The organism is Actinoplanes lobatus (assembly GCF_014205215.1).
GTDB lineage: Bacteria > Actinomycetota > Actinomycetes > Mycobacteriales > Micromonosporaceae > Actinoplanes > Actinoplanes lobatus.
On the sequence record NZ_JACHNC010000001.1, the window covers coordinates 688,969 to 711,464 of the forward strand.

Consider the following 22,496-nt stretch of genomic DNA (forward strand, 5'->3'; position numbering starts at 1 on the left):
ATGTTCATGGCCGGGCCACTGCTGGCCGCGGTACTGATCGTCAAGAACGAGGCCGCGATGCTGCCCGCCTGCCTGGAGTCGCTCGCAGGCGTGGTCGACCAGATCCACGTGCACGACACCGGCTCCACCGACGGCACTCCGGCGGTAGCCGCCCGGCACGGCGCCACCGTCACCCACGGCGGCTGGCACGACGACTTCTCGGCCGCCCGCAACGAGGCACAGCAGGGCTGCCCGGCGACCTGGATCCTCGCCGTCGACGCCGACCACCGGGTGACGGCCGACCCCGGCGCGCTGCGGCGGCTGCTCGCCGAGGCCACCACGGACGCCCTCCTGGTACAGGTCGACGGAGCGCACCACGCCGGTGCCCACACCCAGTTCGAGACGCGGCTCTACCGGCCCGGCTCGCTCTCCTGGACCGGCCGGGTGCACGAACGGCTGGCCGGGCCCGGCTCCGAGCCCCCGGACCAGGGCACCGTGCCCGCGGCCACGCTGCGGCTGCACCACCTCGGCCACGCCACCTACGCCGACCGGATCCGCCGCGCCGACCGCAATGTCGCCCTCGGCAAACTCACCCTCGACGAGCTCATCGCCCAGGGACCGGCCGCCGACCCGCGGCAGATCGCCCGTACGCTGCTCGACCTGGGCCGTGACTGCACGGCGGCCGAACAGCTCCAGCAGGCGGTCGACACGTTCGCCCTGTTGCGCGAGATGTTCCCGGGCACACCGGAGTCGTCGCAGGCGAACGACGCGCTGAGCCGCCTCATGGTCGGGGTCTGCTACGAGAATTTCTGCCGGGTCCTGGTCGACCAGTTGCAGGCCGCGAACCGGCCCTGAGAACGTCAAAGGGCCAGCCCATGACGAGCTGACCCAAATGTTCATCATGCTGGGCGCGACGGACACCGGGGGTGCCGGCCGGCGGCAACGTTGCGACGTCGGCGGATCGCGTGACGACCGGGTCGCCGATAGCCGGGTACGGGTGGCGGCCGGTCAGGAGCCGCCGAGGACGTACGCCAGGTCGTCCCAGCGCGTGACGAGCAGACCGGCGACCGCGCCGGCCGCCAGTGCGATGGCCACGGCCGCCACGGTGGCGGCCGGATCGGCCGTGACGGCTGCGACCAGCCCGAGCGCGGCGACGGCCACCAGAACCAGATTGCGGGCGATGTGGCTGCCCCGGACGGGCCCGGCGTCGTATCCGAAACACCGGCAGCGCAAGGTCGCGCCCTGCCGCAGGTTGACGGCCAGGGTGGCGGTGAAGGCGGCAAGGGTGAGCGCGCTGAGCAGATAGCCGGCCGGGACGGCGGGCGGAATCCACAGCAGGACCACGCTGGTGGCCTCGGCGAGCACGGTGGCCGCCGCCAGGGGACGCCGGGCATGCCGGGGAATCCACCGGATCGGCCGGAGCGAGCCGGTGAAGGCGGCGAAGGCCGCCGGGCGGACCTTGCCGGCCACCGCCACGACGAAGACCGTCGTCAGCAGGGCCCGGCAGGCGAGGTCGAGGTAGTGCACGCCGGATTCCGTTCTCTGCGGGGTCAGTCGCCGATGCGGCGGACGACCGTGGCGAGGATGTTGGCGATCGGGATGAAGCCCAGATGCCGCGAGTCCAGGCTCTGCGCCCGATTGTCGCCGATCACCGCGACGTGGCCGTGCGGCACGACGGCGGCGGCCATCTCGTCCGGGGCCGCGTCGTCCGCGACCGCCGCGACCCGCTTGACCAGCACCGGCCCGTCGGAGGATCCCGGCACCCCGTGCGGACGCGGATTGCGGAACACCACCACATCCCCGCGCCGGGGCGCGGTCGATCGCCGGCGGCGGGCGATCAGCCGGTCGCCGTCGCGATAGGTCGGCTGCATGCTCGGGCCACGGACGACGGCCACGAGTACGGCGTTTCGAATCCACAGTGCACCGGCCCCGGCCAGCGCGAGCACCGCGGCAACGGCGATCAGCATCGCGGTCCTCCGTCTCGCGAGAAGTCCTGCCGCCGAGTAACACCCGGCGGCAGGAACAACACCCTACGCGGAGCAGTCGCAGGTGACGTAGGTGACCGCAGCCACCGTCACGAGCGGACAATCATGCTCGACTGTCACTTCCCCGGCGCTTCTCACCCGCCGATCGACGGGTGAACCCGGGCGTCTACTTGCCCGTGCAGCTGTAGGTCACCTTCGGCGCGCACGAGTCGTAGTTCCTGGTGATCTTGTACCGGACGACGCCGTCGGCGCCGGCGCAGTAGCCCGCCGGGGTACGCACCGTGCTGATCAGGACGCAGGCCGCTTCGGCCTCCGTCGTGGGCGCCACCATCGCCAGCAGGCGGTCGGCGAGCTTGCCGAACATGCTCATCTGTTTGCTCCCTCGTGTGTACCAGCCGGTGGGTTACCGGCCGGCATGTCTCACCCGCCGGTCGACGGGTGAAGTTCTGCGCGCGCATCCGGCGATGCGGTGTAGCCGGACGCCTGCAAGGTGAAGAGCCCGGCGTAGGTGCCACCGGCCGCCAGGAGGGTGTCGTGGTCGCCCAGCTCGGTGACCACCCCGCCGGACAGCACGGCGATGGTGTCGGCGTCGCGTACGGTGCTCAGCCGGTGCGAGATGAGAACGCTGGTGGATCCCTCGCGCAGCGCCCGCAGCCGGGTGTGGACCTCGTGCTCGGCGTCGGCGTCCAGTCCGGCGCTCGGCTCGTCCAGGATCAGCAGGTCCCGGTCGGCGCGCATGAACGCGCGCGCCAGCGCCAGTCGCTGCCACTGCCCGCCGGAGAGCTGCACGCCACTCGACGCCTTCTCCTCGAGCACCTCGTCCGGGGAGAAGAATCTGGTCAGCAGGGTGTCGTAGCCGCGAGGCAGCTTCTCGACGGTCAGGTGGCAGCCGGCTCGCTCGGCGGTGGCCTCGATCGCCGGGCGGTCGTCGAGGCGGGCGACGTCGCCGAGCCCGATGTTCTCGGCCGCACTCAGGTCGTACGACATGAAGTCCTGGAAGACGGCGCCCAGGCGCTCGCGCAGCTCCTCGACCGGGAACCGGCGCAGATCGACGCCGTCCCACAGCACCGCGCCACGGGTCGGGTCGTAGAGCCGGCACAGCAGTTTGACGATCGTGCTCTTGCCCGCGCCGTTGAGCCCGACCAACGCCGTCGCCCGGCCGGCCCGGATGGTGAGGTTGACGCCCCGAAGGATCCAGGGCAGCGACGGGCCGTAGCGGAACCAGACGTCGCGCAGCTCGATGGCGTCCCGCAGCGACGGCACGGGCAGCACCGGCAGGCCCTCCAGCGGCGCCAGGTCGGCCGGCGCCCGCACCACCTGCTGGAAGTGCGTGAAGATCAACAGCGCCTGATGGGTACGCGCGACGTTGCCGATGATCGAGGCGAGCAGGTTCTGCACCCCGGCGGTCGCAGCCGCGAAGACCACGATGTCGCCGACGCCCAGCCGGCCCGAGCGGGCGGAGAGCGCCGCCCACACCAGTCCGCCGCCGGCCACCACAGCGCCGAGCCCGGTCAGTGCCGACTGCATCCGCAGCTCTCGCAGGTCCAGCCCGCGCATCCCCCGGTTGATCTTCCGCAGCTCGGTCGTCATCCGGACGGCGAACAGGTCGCTGAGCCCGTAGATGCGGACCTCCTTGGCCGCGGTGACCGACGAGATCAGATCCGCGTAGAACAGTTCGCGCCGGCTGGCGTGCCCGAGTTGCAGCATCATCGCCGCCCGGGCCCGCGACAGGGTCAGCTCGGCCCGGACGGTCGGGATCGCCGCGACGGTCACCACCACCGCCATCCAGGGGGCCATGCTCGCCAGCGCGGCGACGAAGCCGACGATCGTGACGGCGGACTGCGCGATGGTCAGCCCGTTCGCGGTGACCTGGGCGGGGGTCGCCGGACCGTCGGAGACGGCCAGTTGCAGGCGGTCCTGGAAGTCCGGATCCTCGAAGCGGCCGAGCCCACCGAAGCCGCCGATCGCCCGGTAGAGCTGCGCACGCCCGGCGAGCTGGGTGCGCCGGCTCAGTTCGGCGTCGACGAAGTTGCCGACCGCCGGCAGCAGCGCGCCGGCAAGGGTGGTCACCGCCAGCGCCAGCACCACGGCCAGCACCGCCCTGGTCGTACCGCCGTCGACCAGCAGGTCCAGCAGCAGCTTTGTCATCCAGGCCGCCGCCACCGGGGCCAGGCCACCGGCCAGCGCGACGCCGATCCGCGCCGCGAGCAGCCATCGGGAGGCCTGCCAGGCCAGCGCGAAGGCGGCCTTCAGCAGGGCGAGGGTGCCCCGGGCGCCGGAGTCAGCGCCGCTCATGCGGCCGCCGCGACGGGCAGGTCGTCCACAGCGACGCCGCCGGCCACGACGCGGCCGGTGGCGTCCACCACGAAGAAGGAGGGGAAGGCTTGCACCGAGAACGCCGAGAGCAGCGAGTCGTCCTCGTTCTGCAGGACCACCCGCGCGACCGGCTCCAGCGACGGCAGGTACTGCGACGCCGACTCGGCGTCGCCCGTCACGACCGCCCAGGAGCGCTGCGGGCCGAAGGCCGCCGACCGTGCGGCGGCCACGAAAGCCGGCAATTGCTCGCTGCAGGCATCGCAGCCGGGCGAGAAGAAGCCGACGAGCGTACGGCCGTCGAGATCGGCCCGGGACAGCGGCTGCTGCCGCAGGTCGCGGGCGGCGAAGTCGCCGACCGGCGAGCCGGACGGCAGCACGCCCGGGTACGTGGCCGAGCCGGTCGCCGGGCGCTGGCGCAGACGCCGGATGATGCCGAGAGTGAGCAGCAGGTTGAGCAGAGTGAGCGCACCGAAGAGGGCCATTAGAACGTAGAGAACCGCCACCTGTTTTCCCCCGTACAGATGATCAACAACCGGTCGAGAGTCTCTCACGTTAGGCACCGCGACTCTACGTCGGCTCTCCATTCGCTCTCACCACCGCCCGTCGACGCGGTTCGATATCGGCTTCCCTCATGGGGCCGAGTCATACCTGGCAACGTGTCACCCAGGGCCGCCGGGCCTTTGACGAAAGGGCCTGTCTCGAATGAACGGAAATCGCCGCACGAAATAGGCCGACAGCGGCGTCGCAAGCGTCATAGGTCTATTGAGCCTGCTCATGCGTGAAACCGTCGCGGACGGCGAATCGGCCTCAGCCCTGTCAGGCACCTGCACGATCTGCGCCACACCCACAAGACGTGGCTGATCGAAGACGACATTCCCGAAGTTGCTCAAGCCCGCAGGCACAACGGCGGCGTCGACCCATCCTCGGCACGCGATTCACCCGGATAGCTGGGAGCTGGATCATGAAACGATCTTGCGCTCCCAAGCTGCTCCCAATGTAAGCAGCAAAACAACAACGGCCCGTTACCGATAAATCGGTGACGGGCCGTTCAACTGCATAAACTCTGGTGGGCGATACTGGGATCGAACCAGTGACCTCTTCCGTGTCAAGGAAGCGCGCTCCCGCTGCGCCAATCGCCCTGGTAATGCGAGGTGGAGACGGGATTTGAACCCGTGTACACGGCTTTGCAGGCCGTTGCCTCGCCTCTCGGCCACTCCACCGAGGTGGCCTCCAGTGGCAAGCCACTCCGAGCGGAAGACGGGATTCGAACCCGCGACCCTCACCTTGGCAAGGTGATGCGCTACCACTGCGCCACTTCCGCGTTGCCCTCCGGCGTTTCCCCCGGCGACGACAGAACTTTATCCGAACCCCACCACCACCTCCAAACCGGGGGTCCCCCGCGTGTCGCGATCCGGGTCTGACCAGCCGGAACACGACAGGACATGATGTGCGGCGTGGAGATCACGACCTGGTACCTGGAGCAGGACGACCCCGCCCTGCTGCGCCCGGCCGGGCAGCCCGCGACCCCGGTGACCATCACCCGCGCCGAGCTGCCCAGCCCCGAGCTCAACCGCTACCTCTACACCGCCGTCGGTGGCGACTGGTTCTGGTCGGACCGGCTGCCTTGGACCTGGCAGCAGTGGCAGGACTTCCTGGACCGGCCCGGAGTGGAGACCTGGGTGGCGTCGGTCCGCGGCACTCCGGCCGGCTACGCCGAGCTGGACGGCCACTCCCCCGGCGAGGTGGATATCGCCTACTTCGGGCTGCTGCCGTGTTTCGCCGGCCAGGGCATCGGCGGCCATCTGCTCACGGTCGCCCTCCGGCACGCCTGGACCCTCCCGGAACGCCACCCCGGCCTGCCTCCGGTCCGCCGCGTCACGGTGAACACGTGCAGCCTCGACGGCCCGGCCGCCCTCGCCAACTACCAGGCCCGCGGCATGCGCATCCACCGCACCGAGACGAAACCCGCGGCCACGCAGCCCCAGACCCCCGGACCGTGGCCGGGAGCAGAACGACCGTGAACCCGCGGGTCAGGGGGCGATCGGCAGGTTGGCGGACGTGAAAGCGCGACCGTCGTCGGTGACCGCGGCGGACTCGTAGCCGTCCGCGACCCGCTTGGCCAGCCAGGACAGGCCCGGCTCGCCCATCGCCAGGGCGGCGGTCGCGTAGGCGTCGGCGACGGCCAGGTCGGGGCCGACCACGGTGACCGAGCAGAGGCCGCTGGCGGGGCGCCCGGCCACCGGGTTCCAGACGTGGGCGCCGCGCTCGTACGTCCCGGAAGTGGCCACCGCGCCGTCGGTCAGCGAGAGGACCCAGGCGAGCTTGTCCGCCTCCCAGGGGTGGCGGACGCCGACCCGCCAGGGGCGGCCGCCGGGGCCGGCGCCGCGCATCCGGATGTCGCCGCCCGCGCCGATGTAGTGCCGGACCGAGCCGGCGGCGGCGAGGCGTTGTGAGGCCACCTCCACTGACCAGCCCTTGACGTAGCCGGACGGGTCGAGGGGACCGCTCGCGTACGCGTCGAAGTAGCCGTCGGTGTCACGCCACAGGTCGGCGCAGCGGTCCAGGACGTGACGCAGGTCGGCGGAGCAGTCCTCGAGCCGGAGCGCGCCGGAGCGGAACCGGCACACCTCGCTGTCGTCCTTGTAGGTGCTGAACCGGGCGTCGACCTCGTGCAGCCAGGCGCACGTCGCGCCGACGAGCTCGGTGAGCCGGGCCGGTGGCAGGTCGTCGGCCAGTTCGATGCTGACGACCGTACCCATGACCTGCTCCGCGTGGCGCACGGTCCGAACCCTACGCTCCGGCTTTGTCCAGCGCCGCCTGGAGGGACGTGACGTAGGACTGGCTGGTGAAGGTGGCCCCGGAGACGGCGTCGACGTCGGCGCTCTGTGCCTTGAGGGTGGCCGCCGACAGGGTCTGTACGGCCTTCGGGTTGATCGTGCCGGAGAACCCGTCGGTCGGGAAGGTCGAGTCCGCCGCGGTGATCTTGCCGCCACTGATCTTGATGGTGACCTGCATCGTGCCGTACTGGTTCTGCACGGCCTTGCCCTTGTAGGTGCCGGCCTTGAGCCCGGCCTTCTCGTCGGCCGCCGGGGCGCTGGTCTTCTTGCCGGACGGCTTCTTGGTGGTGCTCGGGTCCGGTTCGGCGGTCGACTCGGCGGCGGCGTCCTCAGGCTCTCCGCCCGCGTCGTCCGGCGCGGCGGCGGACACCGGGACGGCCGGCGGTTGCACGCTCAGGCGGACCCCGAGGATCAGGGCCGCGCCGGTGAGGGTGCCGACGGCTGCTGCGGTACTACGTCGCATCGCGAAAACTCCCAGTCGATAGGGGTCAGAACTCGAACGGGTCCAGGTGCAGCTGGCTGTCCGGCACGTCGAGCTCCTTGAGCGTGTCGACGGCGGCATTGACCAGCCCGGGAGGGCCGCACAGGTAGACGTCGCGGCGGTTCACGTCGGGGACCAGGCCGCGCAGCCCGTCGGGGGTGAACAGCCGGCGCGGGCCCGGGTCGTTGCGGCCGCCGACGATGTAGCGCACCCAGGCGTCCCGCTCCTCGGCCAGTTCCTCCAGCTCGGTGCGGAAGACCAGCTCGTCCGGACGGCTGGCCCGGTAGATCACGATGGTGTCCGGCGGCATGTCCTCGAGCAGGGCGCGGATCGGGGCGATGCCGCTGCCGCCGGCGATCAGCAGGGCCCGCCGCCGGGTACGCCGTTCGGCGGTGAACGTCCCGAACGGGCCCTCCGCCCAGATCGGCGTGCCGGGGCTCATGGTGGCCAGCTTGCGGGTGTGGCCGCCGGCGATGGTGACGGTGAGCCGCAGCCACTGCGAGTTCGGGGCGGCCGACAGGGAGAACGGGTGGGACTGCCACCAGCCGTTCGCGGTCAGGAACCGCCAGCGCATGAACTGGCCGGCCTGCACCGGGAGCTTGTCGAGCCGCTTGCCCTCGATGTAGATCGAGAACGTGTTGGCGCCCTCGGCGACCACCTCGGCCACGGTGAACCGGTGCCGCGCGTTCAGCCAGACCGGCTCGACGATGCGGCCCCAGAACAGGGCGGCGATGGTGATGCAGCCGAGCGCCGGCCAGAACACCGAGGCGTACCGGCCGCTCATGTCGGCGCCGGCCGCGATCTGGTGGCCGTACCCGAGCAGCAGGACGCCGTAGCTGGTCAGGTGGACCAGGTGCCAGAGCTCGTAGTTGAGCCGGTTGCGGATGAACCGGACCGAGATCAGGGCGATGAAGACGAGCAGCCCGGTGGCGATGGTGGCGCTGATCATCTCGGGGAACGTGGTGATCACGGTCCAGCCCTGGTCGACGACGCCGGTGCCGGCGGTGAGGGCGTAGCCGTAGACGATGAAGACGATGTGCGCGACCACCGCGGCCAGCAGCGAGGTGCCCAGCCAGCGGTGCCAGCGCAGCAGGTCGCGGGAGCCGACCCACTCCTCCAGCCAGGACACCCGGCTCATCATCAGCAGCTGGACGAAGAGCAGGTAGCCGCCGATCAGCCCGGTCACCCGGCCGGCCGCGATCATCGTGCTCGCGGTGTCGCTGACCGCGCCGGCCCGCGTGTTGAACAGCCAGAGCGCGATGCTGGTGCCCAGACCGGAGAAGAACAGCAGGACGGTGAAGAGCCGGTTGCCGCTGGTCGACTCGCCGGGCGGCCGGTCGTCGACGACCGGGACACCGGTGCCGGCCTTCCAGCCGGTCGGGTCGGTCATCGAGACCTCGGTGACCTCGCCGCGGCGGAACCCGTCCGGGGTGTTGTAGGGCTGGCCGTACTGGGGCTGGGCCGGTGCGGCGTCGTACTGGGGGGTGTCCGGCCACGGGGGCATGGACGGGTTGTCCCAGCCCGGGCGGTCGTCGGAGCGCAGCCCGGCGAAGTACCCGTCGTCGTCGGGGATCTCGCGCTGATCCCGGTAGGCCGGAATGGTCAACGTCCTCACCTGCTCAGCAGTCGTCTCGCGGCGCCTGCCACCCCATGCGGCCGACGTGACGGCCCCGGTCCGCATCAGAAGCCGTCACAGTGTCGTACGCGCATCACGCCCGGTTGGCTCAACGAGAACGCGAAAAATCCCGGGCGCTAGGTTCAGGGCATGGAACACCAGGACGTGGTCACCGTGATCGGCGTCGGCGCCGGCGGGTGGCCCGGGCTTTCCGGTACGGCGCGGAGCGCCCTGACGTCCGCCGAGGTGGTCCTCGGCGCCGCCCGGCAGCTCGATCTGCTCCCCGGTGAGCTCGTCGCCGCGCGTCGCGTCCCATGGCCGTCTCCGCTGGTGCCGGCCCTGCCCGGGCTGATCGGGGCGGAGCGCGGGCGGCGGGTGTGCGTGCTGGCCAGCGGCGACCCGATGTTCCACGGCATCGGCTCCACACTGGTCCGTCTGTTCGGCGCGGACCGGATCCGGGTGGTGCCGCACCCGTCGTCGGTGTCGCTGGCCGCGGCCCGCCTCGGCTGGGACCTGGCCGCCGTCGACGTGGTGAGCCTGGTCACAGCCCCGGTCGAGACGCTCGGCCGGCTGATCAATCCCGGCCGCCGGATCCTGGTGCTCTCCGCGGGCGCGGCCACCCCGGCGGCGGTCGCGGCGCTGCTCGCCGACCGCGGCCACGGCACCGCGTCGATGACCGTCCTGGAGCAACTCGGCGGGCCGGGCGAGCGGGCCATGACCGGCGCCGCGGACGGCTGGGCGCTGCCGGAGGGCGACCCGCTCAACATCGTCGCCGTCGAGTGCGGCGACGGGCCGGAGCTGCCGATCGTCCCCGGCCTGCCGGACGACCGCTACCGGGGCGACGGGCAGCTCACCAAGCGTGAGGTACGGGCCGTCACGCTGGCCGCGCTCGCCCCCGCGCCGGGCCGGCTGCTGTGGGACGTGGGCGCCGGCTCGGGCAGCATCGGCATCGAGTGGATGCGCGCGCACCCGTCCTGCCGGGCGATCGCGGTCGAGTCGTCGGCCGAACGGGCGGCCACCGTCACGGCGAACGCGGCGAACCTCGGCGTCCCCGGTCTGCGCGTGGTGCACGGCCGGGCACCGGAGGCTCTCGACGGGCTGCCGGAACCGGACACGATCTTCATAGGAGGCGGATTGACCCGCGACGGCGTACTGGACCGTTGCCTGGCCGCGCTGCGCCCCGGCGGGCGGCTCGTGGCGAACGCGGTGACGGTCGAGTCGGAGGCGGTGCTGGCGGCCGCGTACGCGAAACTCGGCGGCGAGCTGAGCCGGATCACCGTGCAGCGCGGCTCGCCGGTCGGCGGGTTCACCGGCTGGCGCTCGTTCATGCCGGTGACGATCTGGTCGGTGACGCGATGACCGTCCACTTCATCGGGGCCGGGCCGGGCGCCGCCGACCTGATCACGTTGCGCGGCCACCGGCTGATCGCGTCGTCGCCGGTCTGTCTCTACGCCGGCAGCCTGGTCCCGGCCGAACTGCTGGAGGCCTGTCCGCCGGGCGCCCGCAAGATTGACACCCGGGACCTGAACCTGGACCAGATCGTCGCCGAGATGGTGGCAGCGCACGAGGCCGGGCAGGACGTGGCCCGGCTGCACTCCGGCGATCCGTCGGTGTTCAGCGCGGTCGCCGAGCAGATGCGCCGCCTCGACACGGCCGGAGTGCCCTACGACGTGACACCCGGGGTGCCCGCCTTCGCCGCGGCCGCCGCCGCCCTCGGCCGCGAGTTCACCGTTCCCGGGGTGGCGCAGACGGTGATCCTCACCCGGACCGCGGAACGGGCCACCGCCATGCCGCCCGGCGAGGACCTGGCCACCCTCGGCGCCAGCCGGTCGACCATGGTGCTGCACCTCGCGGTCCAGCGGATCGACGCGGTGGTGGCCGAACTGACCGGCAACTACGGGCCGGACTGCCCGGTCGCGGTGGTGGCGCGGGCCTCCCGGCCCGACGAGGTCGTGCTGCGCGGCACGCTCGCCGACATCGCGGCCAAGGTCAAGGACGCGGGGGTACGAAGGACAGCCGTGATCGTGGTGGGCGCGGCACTCACCGCCGGGCAGTTCCCGGACAGCCACCTGTACTCGGCGGACCGCTGCCGGTCATGAGGATCCTGCTGCTGGGCGGGACCACCGAGGCGCGACGGCTGGCCGGGCTGGTCGACGCCGAGCACACGGTGATCACCTCGCTGGCCGGGCGCACCACCGATCCGCTGCGCCCCGCCGGAGAACTCCGGATCGGCGGATTCGGCGGGGTGGACGGGCTGGCCGGCTACCTGCGGGACACGGACGTCGACGTGGTGGTCGACGCCACCCATCCGTTCGCGGCGACGATGAGCGGCCACGCGGTGCTCGCGTGCGCGGCGGTGGGCGTACCCCTGCTGGTCGTGCGACGTCCGGGCTGGACCGCCGGTCCGGGCGACGAGTGGCACCGGGTCGCGTCGCTGGACGCCGCCGCCGCGCTGCTGCCCCGGCTCGGGCGGCGGGTCTTCCTCACCACCGGGCGGCAGGGCATCGCGGCCTTCGCCGGGCTGGACGGATGCTGGTTCCTGGCCCGGTCGGTCGAGCCACCCACGGGGGTGACGCCGCGGAACCTGGAGGTGCTGCTCGACCGGGGCCCGTTCACCGTCGACGGCGAACACGATCTGCTCACCCGGCACCACATCGGGGTACTGGTCACGAAGGACAGTGGCGGCTCGAAAGCGAAGCTGGTGGCGGCCCGTGAGCTGGGCGTACCCGTGCTCATGGTGGACCGGCCGCCGGCGCCGGCCGCTCCCGTGGTGCCCACAGCGGACGGCGCGGTGATCTGGCTGCAAACCCTGGGACGCTGAAACACGACACTCCGGGAGCTGCGCGGCCGCCGTCGCGATGCGAGGCTCGTAGCATGTCTGGCCGCGCCCTGCATGCCGAACTCACCGCCGTGCGCGCGCTGGTCGCGGACGGGCTGGCCGAGGTCGGCGACGCGGCCGGCGCCGGTCAGGTCTGGCTCCGCTCCGCGTGCACCCGGCTGACCTCGCTCGACGGCGTCCTGGTCGAGGCCGCCGGGATGATCGCCACCCCGGTGTGGGTGGTGGCCGTGACCGCGGTGACGTTCGTGGTGGTGATCCTCGCCGCGGCGGTCGCCGAAGCGCTGGGGCTCGGCGTGGCCGGAATGCTCGCGGTGTCGGGCACGGCCCTGCTCGGCACACTGGCCGCCGGACCGTGGGCGGGCCGCCACATCCGCGTCGCGCTGGGCCGCCACCGGCTGGGCCCGGCGCCGCCCCCGGTTCGGGGCGCGGCCACCCTCACCGAGGTTCCGGAACAGCTCCTGCGCGCCCGGGTGCGGCTCGTGTCGGCGGCGCTGCGGCGGGCCGGGGCGGATCACTGGACGGTGCCCCACCTGCGGCGGGCCGTTCGCACCGATCCGGTGGTCCGGCGCCTCGCCCACGCCGACCTGCTGCTCTGCCAGGCGATCGACTGCCTGGACCGCCACCTCGGCGACCTGCGGAAGGACATGCCATGAGCGAGCGACCGCGCGGGGCCGCCGGCATGAACGAGCGGGTCTTCCGGCGGCTGCGGGCGCGCAACGATCCGTTCTCCGGGACCGTCGTGCCGAGATTGCGGCACATCGAGCGGGACCTGGACGCGGTGATCACCGACGCGCAGAGCCGGGACTGGTCGGCGGACCGGCCGGATCAGGTGGTCTTCGCCCGGCTCGCGCAGGCCCGGCGCCGGGTGCGGGCCGCGCGGCGGTTCCCGGTGGGCGGCCCCGCTGATCCGGTCGCGGTCCTGCTCGGTGCGGTCGCCGGGGCCGGTGTGGCGGGCGGGCTGCTGTGGGCGGGCGGGGCGGCCGCGGTCCGGCCGGTTCCGCTGGCCGTGGTGGCGGTCGCCGGGCTCTGGGCGGCACTGGCCGCCGTGGCGGTGCTGCGCCGGCTCCGCCGCCGGTGGGACCGGGACACGCATCCCGGGCGGGCGCCGATCGACGACCCCTACCTGTACGCCGCCCTGCGCCGCCGGATCGAGACCTGCGCCGCCGCGGCCCGCGACCATCGCTCGCACCGCCGCCGGGGCGCCGCCACCGAACTCGAATACGCCCTCGACTGGCTCAGCGCCGCCCAGAGCGAGTTACCCCGCCGCTGAACCGGGCTGTCACATGGTGAGCGGCTGCCTCGTCCTATCTGGGTAATCGACACCGAGACAGGGAGAAACGCGATGCGGATCGTAGTGGTGGGCGGCACCGGCCAGACCGGGCGACTGCTGGTGGAAGCGCTGCGCAAGGACGGCCATGAGGCGGCGCCGGCATCCCGGTCGACCGGGGTCGACGCCTTCACCGGGGCCGGCCTGAAAGAGGCCCTCACCGGCGCGGACGTGGTCTTCGACGTCACCAATCCGCCGGCCCGGGAGGAGGCGGCGGAGTTCTTCCGGGTCTCGTCGGAGAACCTGACGGCGGCCGGGCGCGAAGCCGGGGTACGGCATCTCGTGACCCTGTCGATCATCGGGCTGGAGAAGGCCTCGGACCTGGCGTACTACCGGGCGAAACTGGCCCAGGAGGCGGCCGTCCAGGCGGGCGGGCTGCCGTTCACCATCGTCCGGGCCGCGCAGTTCTTCGAGTTCCTCGACGTGCTGATGCAGGCGAACACCGACGGCGACGAGATCCGGCTGGCGCCGGTGCGGGTGCAGCCGATCGCACTGTCCGATCTGGTCGCTCGTCTCGCCGGGCTGGCCGGTGCGGCGCCGGTGAACGGGACCGTCGAGATGGCCGGGCCGGAGGTGTTCGCCCTGGACGAGATCGGCCGCCTGCTCGCCGCCCCGGGACAGCACGTGACCAGCGACGGCCGGCCGTTCTTCGGCGCGGACATCCCGGTGGACGCCCTGGTGGCGGGACCGTCCGCCGACCTGGCGCCGACCACGCTGGCGGAATGGCGGGCCGCAAGAGAGCTTTTGTGATCAAGGTACGAGTGGCGCTTCCGGCTCCTTCTTCCGGTACGCGTGTCCTCGCCCCCTCCTGATCAGGGCCGTCCCGTCCGGTCGGCGCGCGCCTACTGCCCGCTCCGGCCTGTGCCGCGCCCGCCGGGCGGAGATCGGTGCCCGGGCGCCTGCCACCCGCTGCTTTCGGTCCCGCCGGGTGGGTGGTCGCGCTGTTGCCGGCCGGGCTCCCGGGTTGCCCGCTGCCGTAGCGCCGGTCGCCCCGTGCGGTGGTCCCGCTCTTGCTTCCCAGGCACGGGACTGCCCACGGCCGAATCCGCAATCCCTCGCCAGCAGGACGCGCCACCTGGAGCGATCTTGAACGATCTACCACCGCCTCGGGTGGCAAATCGTTCAAGATCGCACAACAGCGGCGGATAAAGCGGGCGAAACGGGCGCCTGTTTCCGGCGAAAGCCCCATTTCCGCCTAGCGCGGCGGACGGCGCCCCCATTTGGTGGTTCGCCCGACCGGGCGCTTGACGTAGAACCGCGAACGCCCAAGAAGGAGACTCCCGGATGGCCACAATGGCGCAAGATCGCGCGTTCGGTGACGATTAACCAAGATCTACATCAATGCCTGCAAGGACAAACCGCAACCACCCGCCCGGCGCGAGTGGCGGCACATGCGGGGGTGGCCGACCGATCTACGCCCGGCGGGGGCAGCACAGGCTGGAGCGGGCAGCGAGAAGGGCCGAGCGGGCGGAACGGGACGAATGGGAACGGGACGGCGACACGCGTACGAGAAAAGGAAGCGGAAGCGGAAAGCGGACCTCGACCACCGAGGTTCTCTAGCTCTTGGTCTTGAAGGTGTTCCGGTAGCCCTGCGGGGTGGTGCTCAGGCGCTGGGTGAAGTGGTGCCGCAGCGTCTGGGCGCTGCCGAAGCCGGCCTTCGCGGCGATCGCGTCGATGCCGAGGTCGGTGTCCTCCAGCAGCCGGCGGGCGAGCAGCACGCGCTGTGCGGTCAGCCAGTCGTGCGGGGTGGCGCCGGTCTCGGCGCGGAAGCGGCGGGCGAAGGTGCGCGGGGCCATGTGGACGAGGTCGGCCAGGGTGTCCACGGTGTGCGGGTGGTCGAGGGTCTCCAGTACGTGGCTGAGCAGCGGCTGGAGGGTTTCGCAGGAGATCGGCGGCACCGGCGTCTGGATGAACTGGGCCTGGCCGCCGTCGCGGTGTGGCGGCACCACCATACGGCGGGCGATCTGGGCGGCCACCGCCGAGCCCTGTTCCTCGCGGATCAGGTGGATGCCGCAGTCGATGGCCGCGGCCGTCCCGGCGCTGGTGACGATGTTGTCGTCGACCACGTAGAGGACGCCCGGGTCGACCTTGGCCCGCGGGTAGCGGGCGGCCAGGTCGTCGGTGTGGCGCCAGTGTGTGGTGCAGCGGCGGTCGTCGAGCAGACCGGCCTCGCCGAGCGTGAACGCGCCGGTGCAGACGCTCATCACCCAGGCGCCGCGCTCGTGGGCTCGGCGCAGCACGTCGAGCACCTCGGACGGCACCTCGCGCATGTCGTTGGGGGCGATCGCGACCAGGTCGGCGGTTTCGGCCGGGGTGAGGTCGAACTCCGGGGTCATGCTGAAGCCGGCGTGGGTGCGCACCGGGGCGCCGCCGACCCCGCACACGTGGAAGTCGTAACCGGGCAGGCCCTCGGCGGTGCGGTCGTAGCCGAACAGCTCGCAGAGCACGCCGAGCTCGAAGACCGCCACCTCGGGCAGGGCGATCACAGCGACGCTTCTCAACATGTGGCCACGGTACCCGAGGTTGGCAGCATCTTGAAGATGTATGGCATTCCTGCCACTGTTCCGGCGGCCGGAACGGCGCGACCCTTGATGTATGGAAATCGCGATGCTTGTCTTCTTCGTCCTGCTATTGATCGCTTCGGTCACCGGGCTCACCGCGGACAGCCACGACAGCGCCGACTGGAAGCCCACTGACGGCGGGCGCCGGGCCGCATGACCCGGCGCCCGTCACAGCGCCGCCGGACCGCCCACGAACACCGGCCCGGCGGCGGAGATCAGCGACCCCCGGTCAGGACCGAGACCGGCTTCGGGGCCACCACCGGCGGCAGTGTCTTGCCCGGCGTCACGGCCGACTTGATCGACAGCTCCTCGCCCGGATCCTCGCCGGTCCCCAGCTTCTCGGTGAACGGCTGGTGCACGGCCTTGCAGACCGTGCCCTTGGCCGGCACCTTGCCGGTCAGCAGGTAGCGGTCGACGGCGGCGGTCGCGCAGACGCCCGTGCCGTACGCCGTGTGCCCCCAGTTGTCGCTGGTCACCAGCCGCGAGTTGGGCAGCAGCCGGCTCGACGACACGGACGCGGCGTAGTTGGTGGCCGGGTCCCAGTAGTTGCCGACCACCAGGACGGTCGCCTTGGTCCGCTTGTTGAACGGGCCGCGGTAGGCGTCCTCGTCCCGTACGGTCCAGGTGCCGCTCGCGCACTGGACGCTGAGCCAGCCCCAGATCCGGCCGAAGTACGGCGCCTGGAGGTCACGGGAGGCGGTCGCCACCGGCCAGCCGTTCGCGTTCTTCGGGTGCTTGCCGTCGGTGCAGATGACCGCGCTCTGCGCCTCGAAGGAGTTGTCGTACGGGAAGTCGTACCCGATCTCCTTGGCGGCCTGGACCCGCTTGCGCAGCGACACCTCGGCGGCGGCCGCGGCGGTGCCACCGGCCTGCAGCGCGGCGACCTCGGCGGCCAGCTGGGTGACCATCTCCCCGGCGTACGTGCTGTAGAGGTAGCTGAGGCTGGCGCCGACGAAGTCCGCGTAGGTGATCTTGAAGGTGCCGAACTCGTCGGTGACGACCAGCGGCTTGGCCCGCAGCTTCCGGGCGATGGCCGCGTAGTTGGCGACCGGGTTGCCGGCGGCGAACGCGCAGTACTCCTCACCGGCCTTGTCGCAGCGGATCAGGATCTCCCGCAGGGCACGGCTCGCACCCTCGGCCGAGTGCATCCGGGCGTCCAGGATCCGGTTGCCGCTGCTGCCCGCGCCGACCCACTGCCGCGGGTCGATGTTGCCGTCGACGGCGATCGCGCGGAACCGGTCCGGGAACAGGTTGGCGTAGTACTGCCCGAGCGCGGTGCCGTAGCTGAAACCCAGGTAGGTCAGCTTCTTGTCACCGACCGCGCGGCGCATCAGCTCCATGTCGCGGGCCACCTCGGCGGTGGACATCGCGCCGGCCAGGGTCTTGCCGGTGGTGGAGCAGGCCTTGCCGAAGGCCTTGGCGCCGGCGATGTACCGCTTCTCCTCGGCCGATCCGAGCGGGAACGCGACGTTCATCTTGTTGAAGACGGCGGTCTGCTGCTTGACCGACTTGAAGCACTTGATGTTGGCGCTGAACCCGATGCCGCGCGGGTCGACGCCGACGACGTCGAAGCGCTCCAGGACCGGGTCGCTCAGGAAGTCCGGCGCGAAGAGCGCGAACTGGGCGGCCGAGCCGCCCGGGCCGCCCGGGTTCACGAACAGACTGCCGATCTTACGCTTCTGGTCCTTGGCCTTGACGCGTACGACGGCCAGCTCGGTCTTGGCGCCCTTGGGCTTGTCGTAGTCGAGCGGCACCTTCACGGTGGCGCACTCGGCGATCTGGTAGCACTTGTACCAGCCCAGCTTCGGCGTGGGCAGCCGGTCCAGGCGGCGCTTCTCGGCGGCGCTGGTGGTGGCGGACTTGGGCGCGGCCGACGCGGCTCCCGGCACCGAGACCGCCGCCGTCGTGGCGACGGCGGCGGCCAGGACGCCCGCGATGAGCAGGCGCGGTCGAATCGATGGCATATAGCCCCCTCTCAATGGACGATCGCATCGTAGAAGACCGATGCGAGGGGGCCGTCCACTTCGGAGTCGCACCCGTGGTTGTCACTGCCTCGTCCTCATTTGGCACAGTGGACAGATGCTGACCGACGTGGATCTGCCCGCGCCCGGACTGCTCTGGACCCGCTGGGCCACACTGAGCGCGACAGGTGCCGCGACCGGACAGGCCGGGCCGTGGACCATCGACGGTCGCGGCGCCGACTTCGCCGAGGGCGAGCGGAACTGGGCACGGTTCGCCCTGCTGGACGGCCGTCGCGCGGTCGTCTACGGGCACCACGGGCACAGCGCCACCACCCGGGCCGATCCGCCGGTCGACCTGCTCACCGGCGCGCCGGACTGGCTGCCCTGGGACATCCTGTCCCCGCTCGCCGAGGGCGACCGGCTCGGCTTCGTGGTCTGGCACGAGAACGGCCGCTGGTCCCGGGTCCGCTACCCGGGGCGGCTCGCCGACGGCATGACCGACATGCTCGCTCCGCTGCTCACCGCCGAGCACACCCTGGCCGCGCTGGGCCGGCTCGGCGCCCGCCCCGCCGCCGAGGAGCTGATCGCCGCCGCGATACGGGCCGCGGTGACGGCGGACCACATCGCCGCACTGATCACCGGCCCGGACGCGGACATCGCGTCGGCCATGACCGTCGCCACCCGGGCCGGGCTGGTGCCCGGCAGCGCGGCGCCCCGGATCGAGCCCGGCCGGCGCCCGCCGATGCGCCGGGTCCGCCGGCTCAGCAAGGGCGAGCACGACCGGCTCGTCTGGGCGGCCATGCAGGACTCCCCCGAGCTGACCCGGCCGGCGCCGCCCGCCAGTGAGGAGCTGGACACGCTGATCTCCTGGCTGCGGGAGCGGTCGCCGCACGACGACGGGCGGTGCACCCTGCTGGCCTACGCCGACTCCACCAGCTTCAGCTCCCAGCCCGGCGGCTTCCCGCCGGGCGACCGGCCCGGCGAGGAGCGGTACGCCGCCTTTCGCCGGCTCACCGAGCTGGTCCGGGCGCTGCGCCACACCGAGTCCGATCCACGGTACGGGCGGTGGCTCTTCCTCCGGGTGGAGACCAGCGCCACCGGCGTCCAGGTGGAACGCCGCTACGACTCCTGGCCGCCGTGGTGGCACGACGACGGCGTCTCCGGGCCGTGGCGGACCAACCTCCAGGAGGAGATGACGTCCCGCGGCCCGGCGTGGCGGCCGTCCTGGGTCACACTGCTCGACCCGGAGACCGCCTACCGGCCCACGTCGTGACCCCGGTCAGAACGGGGTCAGGGTGATCCCGGCCGCCCGCGGGTCACCGTCGTGCACCAGCGACTCCTGGTTGAGCACGTCGTCGAAGGCGAACGCGTACGCCTTGCCGTCGACCATGTTGGTGTGGATCGACTTCGCGTACGGGTTGGCCGGCCCGCCGGTGTAGAAGTCTGCCGCCGTACCGCCCGGCTGGGTGTCGATCCGGCCCAGCGTGGTCCGCCACAGCGCGGCGCAGAGGGTTCGCGCGATCGGGCCGACCACCTGGTCGTTCGGCGCGGCCAGGGCGCCGTCGCAACCCCAGACGTTCGCCGTGGAGGGCTTGGTGAAGGACGCCACGGTACGCCCGGAAGCGTCGGTGAAGTTCAGGACGTTCCCGCTGGTGCGGCCCGAGTACCGCACGTCCGGCCGGTCGGTGAACGGCACCACGGTCAGGGTCTTCGACGTGTACGCGTTCCACGCGGTGGTGATGTAGGAGTCCAGGTAGGACGCGCTCATCAGCCCGGCGTCGGCGGCCTTGCCGGGGGCCAGCACCCGCAGCACGGTGCCGTCCGCGGCGGTCACCACGCTCTTGGCGAAGTCGGCGTTCGCCCGGACCGCGTCGATCACCTTCTGCCGGCCGCCGCCGGCCAGCTCACCGGTCCGGCTCGTGACACCGCCGCCGCCGGTGACCGTGACGATGTGCGGGATCGCGAACATGTCCACCTGCGAGCTGTTCAGAAACAGGCCGGAGCCGTCGAGGGTGAACTCGCTCCAGTCGAAGAGGGTGTCGCGGTTGGGGTCGCCGCCCGCCCACGGGGCCGGCTGGACCAGGCCGTCGGTGGTGAGCCGGAAGTCGAGCTTGCGGCCCAGCGAGAAGTAGATCCGGCCGGAGAGGTTCTTCGGGACCCGCACCGTGGTGGCGGCGCCGTTCGCCGGGCCGGCGATGGCGACGTCCGGCGCCGGGACCGGGACGGCCCCGCCGCCGGTCCACGGGGTGAAGGCGCCCGACGCGTTGACGTACCCGAGCTTGCCGGTGTTCAGGTTGACGCCCAGGACGTACAGATAGACGTCCTGGTTACGGCCGGTCCGGTTGGTGACGGTGAGCGGAAGCAGATCGCTCGCCGGCGGAACCGTGGTGGGCGCCGCCGTCGTCGGTGCGGTGGTCGTCGGCGCGACGGTGGTGGGGGCCGTCGTGGGCGTCGCGGTGGGAACGGTCGCCGTCGGCACGGTGGTCGTGGGAGTGGTCGCCACTCCGTTGCACGGGACACCGTTCAGCTTGCAGTTCACCGGCTGCGGCCCGGCTCCGACGAAGCCGAACGTCACGCTCGCGCCGACCGGGACCGACCCGTTCCAGGACCGGTTGGTGAACGTCCGGTGTGTTCCGGAGGCGGTCATGTCCGTCTCCCAGAAGCTGCCGACCGAACTTCCCGCCGGAAGGTCGAACTCCACCTTCCAGGACGTCATGGCGGACACCCCGGTGTTGGCGACGGTCACCTCGTCCTGCCATCCGCTGCCCCAGTCGGAGACGGTGCGCAGGGTGGCGGTGGGCGCGGCGGCCGAGGCCGGCAGGGCTATCCAGGCGGTGGTGAGGGCCGCGACGGTCGCGGTCGCGGCGAGGACAAGACTCCGTTTACGGCGCATGGGGGTGCGGCCTCCGAAGGTGTGACGGTCAGGGGATGACCGGCAGTATTCGCCTTCAGAAACCGCTCTCCCAGAGCATTTAACATTGTTTTAAGGTCTATTTCGCCGACGTTTCCGCCGCCCCCCGATAACACTTTCCCGGCTGGATGATCAGACGGTACGGGCGAAGCGGATCGCGCTCCAGGAGACGCGGGGCAGGGTCAGGGTGACGGCGCCGCCCTCGACGGACACGGCCCCGGTGGGCACCTCGGCGGTCGGGCGCAGGGTGACCCGGTCCGGGTTCTCCCTGGTGTTGCTCGCGTAGAGGTCCTCCTCGTCGGTCAGGGTCCACGCCTCGGCCACGGCCAGGTCGCCGAACGCGCTCAGGTCCACGATGAACTCGACCGGGTTCGTCACGTCCCGGTTCACCGCGAAGACCGTCACGTCGCCGGTGGCCGGGTCGTGCGTGGCGACCGCGTCGACGACCGGGGCCACGCCGTACCTGGCGGTCTCGTAGGTCGGGGCGTCGATGTGCAGGCGCAGCACCTCGCCCTTGGCCAGGGCCGCGGTCTTGGCGAACGGGTGGAAGATGGTCTGCCGCCAGGCCGGGCCACCGGGCTCGGTCATGATCGGGGCGATCACGTTGACCAGCTGCGCCTGGCAGGCCGCGGTCACCCGGTCGCTGTGCCGGAGCAGCGAGATCAGCAGGTTGCCGACCACCACGGCGTCGGCCACGTTGTACCGGTCCTCGATCACCGGCGGGGCGACCTTCCACTCCTCCGGCAGCGGGGCGCTCTGGAACCGGGAGAGGTACCAGACGTTCCACTCGTCGAACGAGAGGTTGATCTTCTTCTTGCTCTTCAGCCGGGCACCGACCGCGTCCGCGGTGGCCACGATGCTGTTCACGAAGTAGTCCATGTCGACCGCGCTGGCCAGGAACGAGCCCAGGTCGCCGTCGTGCTCCTCGTAGTACGCGTGGCAGGACACGTAGTCGACCAGGTCGTACGCGTGCTCCAGAACCGTCGACTCCCAGGTCCCGAAGGTCGGCATCGACGAGCTGGAGCTGCCGCAGGCGACCAGTTCGAGATCCGGCTCGGCGGACCGCAGCGCCCGTGCCGTGGCGGCCGCGAGCAGGCCGTACTCCTCGGGGGTCTTGTGCCCGGTCTGCCACGGACCGTCCAGCTCGTTGCCGAGGCACCAGATCTTGACGCCGTACGGCTTCTCGGCGCCGTTGGCCCGCCGCTGCTCGGAGAGCGCGGTGCCCTCCGGGTGGTTGAGGTACTCGTGCACGTCGAGCGCCTCCTGCACGCCACGGGTGCCGAGGTTGACCGCGTACATGATCTCGACGTCGGCCTTCTCCGCCCACCTGGCGAACTCGTCGATGCCGACCTCGTTGGTCTCGATGCTGCGCCAGGCCAGGTCACGCCGACGGGGCCGTTTCCCGACCGGTCCGACGCCGTCCTCCCAGCGGTAACCGGAGACGAAGTTGCCACCCGGGTACCGGACCATGGTGACGCCGAGCTCACGGGCGAGAGCCAGCACATCGGTACGGAAGCCGTCCTCGTCGGCGAGCGGGTGGCCCGGCTCGTAGATGCCGGTGTAGACACAGCGGCCCATGTGTTCGACGAACGAGCCGAAGGTCCGGCGGCTGACCGGCGCCACGACGGCACCCGGATTCAATGCGACACGCGCACGGAGCATGGTTGTTCCCTTTACCGATGAG

22 protein-coding genes and 3 tRNA genes are annotated in these 22,496 nt (G+C 71.7%); 10 read left to right on the top strand and 15 right to left on the bottom strand.

Going from position 1 to position 22,496, the window contains the following annotated elements; translation table 11 throughout:
• The first annotated feature begins 6 nt into the window (after positions 1–6).
• On the top strand, positions 7–834 hold the full coding sequence (locus BJ964_RS47285) for a glycosyltransferase family 2 protein (protein WP_203832892.1): 828 nt from the start codon (positions 7–9) through the stop codon (positions 832–834).
• Positions 835–987: 153 nt separating this feature from the next.
• Here BJ964_RS47285 and BJ964_RS02980 read toward each other — a convergent pair whose 3' ends face one another.
• The 8 genes from BJ964_RS02980 to BJ964_RS03015 form a co-directional block, all read right to left on the bottom strand.
• The gene (locus BJ964_RS02980; protein WP_188119231.1) at positions 988–1,506 is read right to left on the bottom strand and encodes a MauE/DoxX family redox-associated membrane protein; all 519 of its coding nucleotides are present in this window, start codon (positions 1,504–1,506) and stop codon (positions 988–990) included.
• A 23-nt stretch (positions 1,507–1,529) separates the two neighbouring features.
• Complete coding sequence (locus tag BJ964_RS02985) at positions 1,530–1,946, bottom strand: S26 family signal peptidase (RefSeq protein WP_188119232.1); 417 nt, start codon at positions 1,944–1,946, stop codon at positions 1,530–1,532.
• Positions 1,947–2,130: 184 nt separating this feature from the next.
• The gene (locus tag BJ964_RS02990; RefSeq protein ID WP_188119233.1) at positions 2,131–2,334 is read right to left on the bottom strand and encodes a hypothetical protein; all 204 of its coding nucleotides are present in this window, start codon (positions 2,332–2,334) and stop codon (positions 2,131–2,133) included.
• Positions 2,335–2,384: 50 nt separating this feature from the next.
• Positions 2,385–4,259 carry an ABC transporter ATP-binding protein gene (locus BJ964_RS02995; protein ID WP_188119234.1) on the bottom strand — a complete coding sequence of 625 codons (1,875 nt, stop codon included), beginning with the start codon at positions 4,257–4,259 and terminating at the stop codon, positions 2,385–2,387.
• A complete protein-coding gene (locus tag BJ964_RS03000; protein WP_188119235.1) occupies positions 4,256–4,762 on the bottom strand; it encodes a TlpA family protein disulfide reductase in 507 nt (168 codons plus the stop codon). Before BJ964_RS03000 ends, BJ964_RS02995 begins: the two co-directional genes overlap by 4 nt.
• A gap of 582 nt (positions 4,763–5,344) precedes the next feature.
• Positions 5,345–5,419: transfer RNA gene (locus BJ964_RS03005), tRNA-Val, on the bottom strand.
• A 10-nt stretch (positions 5,420–5,429) separates the two neighbouring features.
• Positions 5,430–5,500 (bottom strand) — tRNA-Cys (locus tag BJ964_RS03010).
• Positions 5,501–5,529: 29 nt separating this feature from the next.
• Positions 5,530–5,601, bottom strand: a tRNA-Gly gene (locus BJ964_RS03015).
• 124 nt (positions 5,602–5,725) lie between these two features.
• Here BJ964_RS03015 and BJ964_RS03020 point away from each other — a divergent pair.
• Positions 5,726–6,301, top strand: a complete 576-nt coding sequence (locus BJ964_RS03020) for a GNAT family N-acetyltransferase (RefSeq protein ID WP_223149816.1) — start codon at positions 5,726–5,728, stop codon at positions 6,299–6,301.
• Between the two features lie 9 nt (positions 6,302–6,310).
• On the opposite strand, the gene BJ964_RS03025 is transcribed toward BJ964_RS03020, so the two are convergent.
• From BJ964_RS03025 to BJ964_RS03035, 3 genes are read right to left on the bottom strand one after another with little or no spacing between them, the layout of a single operon-like run.
• Positions 6,311–7,039, bottom strand: coding sequence for an FAD:protein FMN transferase (locus tag BJ964_RS03025; RefSeq protein ID WP_188126765.1), 729 nt, complete (start codon positions 7,037–7,039; stop codon positions 6,311–6,313).
• A 31-nt stretch (positions 7,040–7,070) separates the two neighbouring features.
• Entirely contained in the window at positions 7,071–7,580 is a 510-nt protein-coding gene (locus tag BJ964_RS03030; protein ID WP_188119237.1) for an FMN-binding protein, read from the bottom strand.
• Between the two features lie 25 nt (positions 7,581–7,605).
• Positions 7,606–9,204, bottom strand: coding sequence for a ferredoxin reductase family protein (locus tag BJ964_RS03035; RefSeq protein WP_188119238.1), 1,599 nt, complete (start codon positions 9,202–9,204; stop codon positions 7,606–7,608).
• 159 nt (positions 9,205–9,363) lie between these two features.
• Between BJ964_RS03035 and cbiE the strand changes: the two genes are divergently transcribed.
• From cbiE to BJ964_RS03065, 6 genes are all read left to right on the top strand, one after another.
• Positions 9,364–10,572: a precorrin-6y C5,15-methyltransferase (decarboxylating) subunit CbiE gene (gene cbiE, locus BJ964_RS03040; protein ID WP_188119239.1), complete on the top strand. Its 1,209-nt coding sequence runs from the start codon at positions 9,364–9,366 to the stop codon at positions 10,570–10,572.
• Positions 10,569–11,312, top strand: coding sequence for a precorrin-4 C(11)-methyltransferase (gene cobM / locus BJ964_RS03045; protein ID WP_188119240.1), 744 nt, complete (start codon positions 10,569–10,571; stop codon positions 11,310–11,312). The genes cbiE and cobM overlap by 4 nt, the downstream gene beginning before the upstream one ends.
• Positions 11,309–12,034, top strand: coding sequence for a cobalt-precorrin-6A reductase (locus tag BJ964_RS03050; RefSeq protein WP_188119241.1), 726 nt, complete (start codon positions 11,309–11,311; stop codon positions 12,032–12,034). The genes cobM and BJ964_RS03050 overlap by 4 nt, the downstream gene beginning before the upstream one ends.
• Before the next feature lie 53 nt (positions 12,035–12,087).
• Positions 12,088–12,705, top strand: coding sequence for a hypothetical protein (locus BJ964_RS03055; RefSeq protein ID WP_188119242.1), 618 nt, complete (start codon positions 12,088–12,090; stop codon positions 12,703–12,705).
• On the top strand, positions 12,702–13,322 hold the full coding sequence (locus BJ964_RS03060; protein WP_188119243.1) for a hypothetical protein: 621 nt from the start codon (positions 12,702–12,704) through the stop codon (positions 13,320–13,322). Before BJ964_RS03055 ends, BJ964_RS03060 begins: the two co-directional genes overlap by 4 nt.
• A gap of 72 nt (positions 13,323–13,394) precedes the next feature.
• Positions 13,395–14,129 (top strand): SDR family oxidoreductase, encoded by a 735-nt coding sequence (locus tag BJ964_RS03065; RefSeq protein ID WP_188119244.1) that lies wholly within the window; start codon positions 13,395–13,397, stop codon positions 14,127–14,129.
• Positions 14,130–14,935: 806 nt separating this feature from the next.
• Here the strand turns inward: BJ964_RS03065 and BJ964_RS03070 are convergent.
• Positions 14,936–15,883 carry a GlxA family transcriptional regulator gene (locus BJ964_RS03070; RefSeq protein ID WP_188119245.1) on the bottom strand — a complete coding sequence of 316 codons (948 nt, stop codon included), beginning with the start codon at positions 15,881–15,883 and terminating at the stop codon, positions 14,936–14,938.
• A gap of 91 nt (positions 15,884–15,974) precedes the next feature.
• Between BJ964_RS03070 and BJ964_RS47730 the strand changes: the two genes are divergently transcribed.
• Entirely contained in the window at positions 15,975–16,097 is a 123-nt protein-coding gene (locus BJ964_RS47730) for a hypothetical protein (RefSeq protein ID WP_262479314.1), read from the top strand.
• Positions 16,098–16,155: 58 nt separating this feature from the next.
• On the opposite strand, the gene BJ964_RS03075 is transcribed toward BJ964_RS47730, so the two are convergent.
• On the bottom strand, positions 16,156–17,904 hold the full coding sequence (locus BJ964_RS03075) for an alpha/beta hydrolase (RefSeq protein WP_188119246.1): 1,749 nt from the start codon (positions 17,902–17,904) through the stop codon (positions 16,156–16,158).
• A gap of 115 nt (positions 17,905–18,019) precedes the next feature.
• Between BJ964_RS03075 and BJ964_RS03080 the strand changes: the two genes are divergently transcribed.
• A complete protein-coding gene (locus BJ964_RS03080) occupies positions 18,020–19,174 on the top strand; it encodes a hypothetical protein (RefSeq protein WP_188119247.1) in 1,155 nt (384 codons plus the stop codon).
• A gap of 6 nt (positions 19,175–19,180) precedes the next feature.
• On the opposite strand, the gene BJ964_RS03085 is transcribed toward BJ964_RS03080, so the two are convergent.
• Both BJ964_RS03085 and arfA read right to left on the bottom strand, forming a co-directional pair.
• Positions 19,181–20,794: a beta-1,3-glucanase family protein gene (locus BJ964_RS03085; protein WP_188119248.1), complete on the bottom strand. Its 1,614-nt coding sequence runs from the start codon at positions 20,792–20,794 to the stop codon at positions 19,181–19,183.
• Positions 20,795–20,944: 150 nt separating this feature from the next.
• On the bottom strand, positions 20,945–22,474 hold the full coding sequence (gene arfA / locus BJ964_RS03090; protein ID WP_188119249.1) for an arabinosylfuranosidase ArfA: 1,530 nt from the start codon (positions 22,472–22,474) through the stop codon (positions 20,945–20,947).
• Positions 22,475–22,496: the final 22 nt, after the last annotated feature.

What these genes read in the sequence shown, in the direction of transcription:
- BJ964_RS47285 (WP_203832892.1), top strand. Translation starts at nt 7, where the DNA reads ATGGCCGGGCCACTGCTGGCCGCGGTACTGATCGTCAAGAACGAGGCC.
- BJ964_RS02985 (WP_188119232.1), bottom strand. Translation starts at nt 1,946, where the DNA reads ATGCTGATCGCCGTTGCCGCGGTGCTCGCGCTGGCCGGGGCCGGTGCA.
- BJ964_RS02990 (WP_188119233.1), bottom strand. Translation starts at nt 2,334, where the DNA reads ATGAGCATGTTCGGCAAGCTCGCCGACCGCCTGCTGGCGATGGTGGCG.
- BJ964_RS02995 (WP_188119234.1), bottom strand. Translation starts at nt 4,259, where the DNA reads ATGAGCGGCGCTGACTCCGGCGCCCGGGGCACCCTCGCCCTGCTGAAG.
- BJ964_RS03000 (WP_188119235.1), bottom strand. Translation starts at nt 4,762, where the DNA reads ATGGCCCTCTTCGGTGCGCTCACTCTGCTCAACCTGCTGCTCACTCTC.
- BJ964_RS03020 (WP_223149816.1), top strand. Translation starts at nt 5,726, where the DNA reads ATGTGCGGCGTGGAGATCACGACCTGGTACCTGGAGCAGGACGACCCC.
- BJ964_RS03025 (WP_188126765.1), bottom strand. Translation starts at nt 7,039, where the DNA reads ATGGGTACGGTCGTCAGCATCGAACTGGCCGACGACCTGCCACCGGCC.
- BJ964_RS03030 (WP_188119237.1), bottom strand. Translation starts at nt 7,580, where the DNA reads ATGCGACGTAGTACCGCAGCAGCCGTCGGCACCCTCACCGGCGCGGCC.
- cbiE (WP_188119239.1), top strand. Translation starts at nt 9,364, where the DNA reads ATGGAACACCAGGACGTGGTCACCGTGATCGGCGTCGGCGCCGGCGGG.
- cobM (WP_188119240.1), top strand. Translation starts at nt 10,569, where the DNA reads ATGACCGTCCACTTCATCGGGGCCGGGCCGGGCGCCGCCGACCTGATC.
- BJ964_RS03050 (WP_188119241.1), top strand. Translation starts at nt 11,309, where the DNA reads ATGAGGATCCTGCTGCTGGGCGGGACCACCGAGGCGCGACGGCTGGCC.
- BJ964_RS03055 (WP_188119242.1), top strand. Translation starts at nt 12,088, where the DNA reads ATGTCTGGCCGCGCCCTGCATGCCGAACTCACCGCCGTGCGCGCGCTG.
- BJ964_RS03060 (WP_188119243.1), top strand. Translation starts at nt 12,702, where the DNA reads ATGAGCGAGCGACCGCGCGGGGCCGCCGGCATGAACGAGCGGGTCTTC.
- BJ964_RS03065 (WP_188119244.1), top strand. Translation starts at nt 13,395, where the DNA reads ATGCGGATCGTAGTGGTGGGCGGCACCGGCCAGACCGGGCGACTGCTG.
- BJ964_RS03070 (WP_188119245.1), bottom strand. Translation starts at nt 15,883, where the DNA reads ATGTTGAGAAGCGTCGCTGTGATCGCCCTGCCCGAGGTGGCGGTCTTC.
- BJ964_RS47730 (WP_262479314.1), top strand. Translation starts at nt 15,975, where the DNA reads ATGGAAATCGCGATGCTTGTCTTCTTCGTCCTGCTATTGATCGCTTCG.
- BJ964_RS03075 (WP_188119246.1), bottom strand. Translation starts at nt 17,904, where the DNA reads ATGCCATCGATTCGACCGCGCCTGCTCATCGCGGGCGTCCTGGCCGCC.
- BJ964_RS03080 (WP_188119247.1), top strand. Translation starts at nt 18,020, where the DNA reads ATGCTGACCGACGTGGATCTGCCCGCGCCCGGACTGCTCTGGACCCGC.
- BJ964_RS03085 (WP_188119248.1), bottom strand. Translation starts at nt 20,794, where the DNA reads ATGCGCCGTAAACGGAGTCTTGTCCTCGCCGCGACCGCGACCGTCGCG.
- arfA (WP_188119249.1), bottom strand. Translation starts at nt 22,474, where the DNA reads ATGCTCCGTGCGCGTGTCGCATTGAATCCGGGTGCCGTCGTGGCGCCG.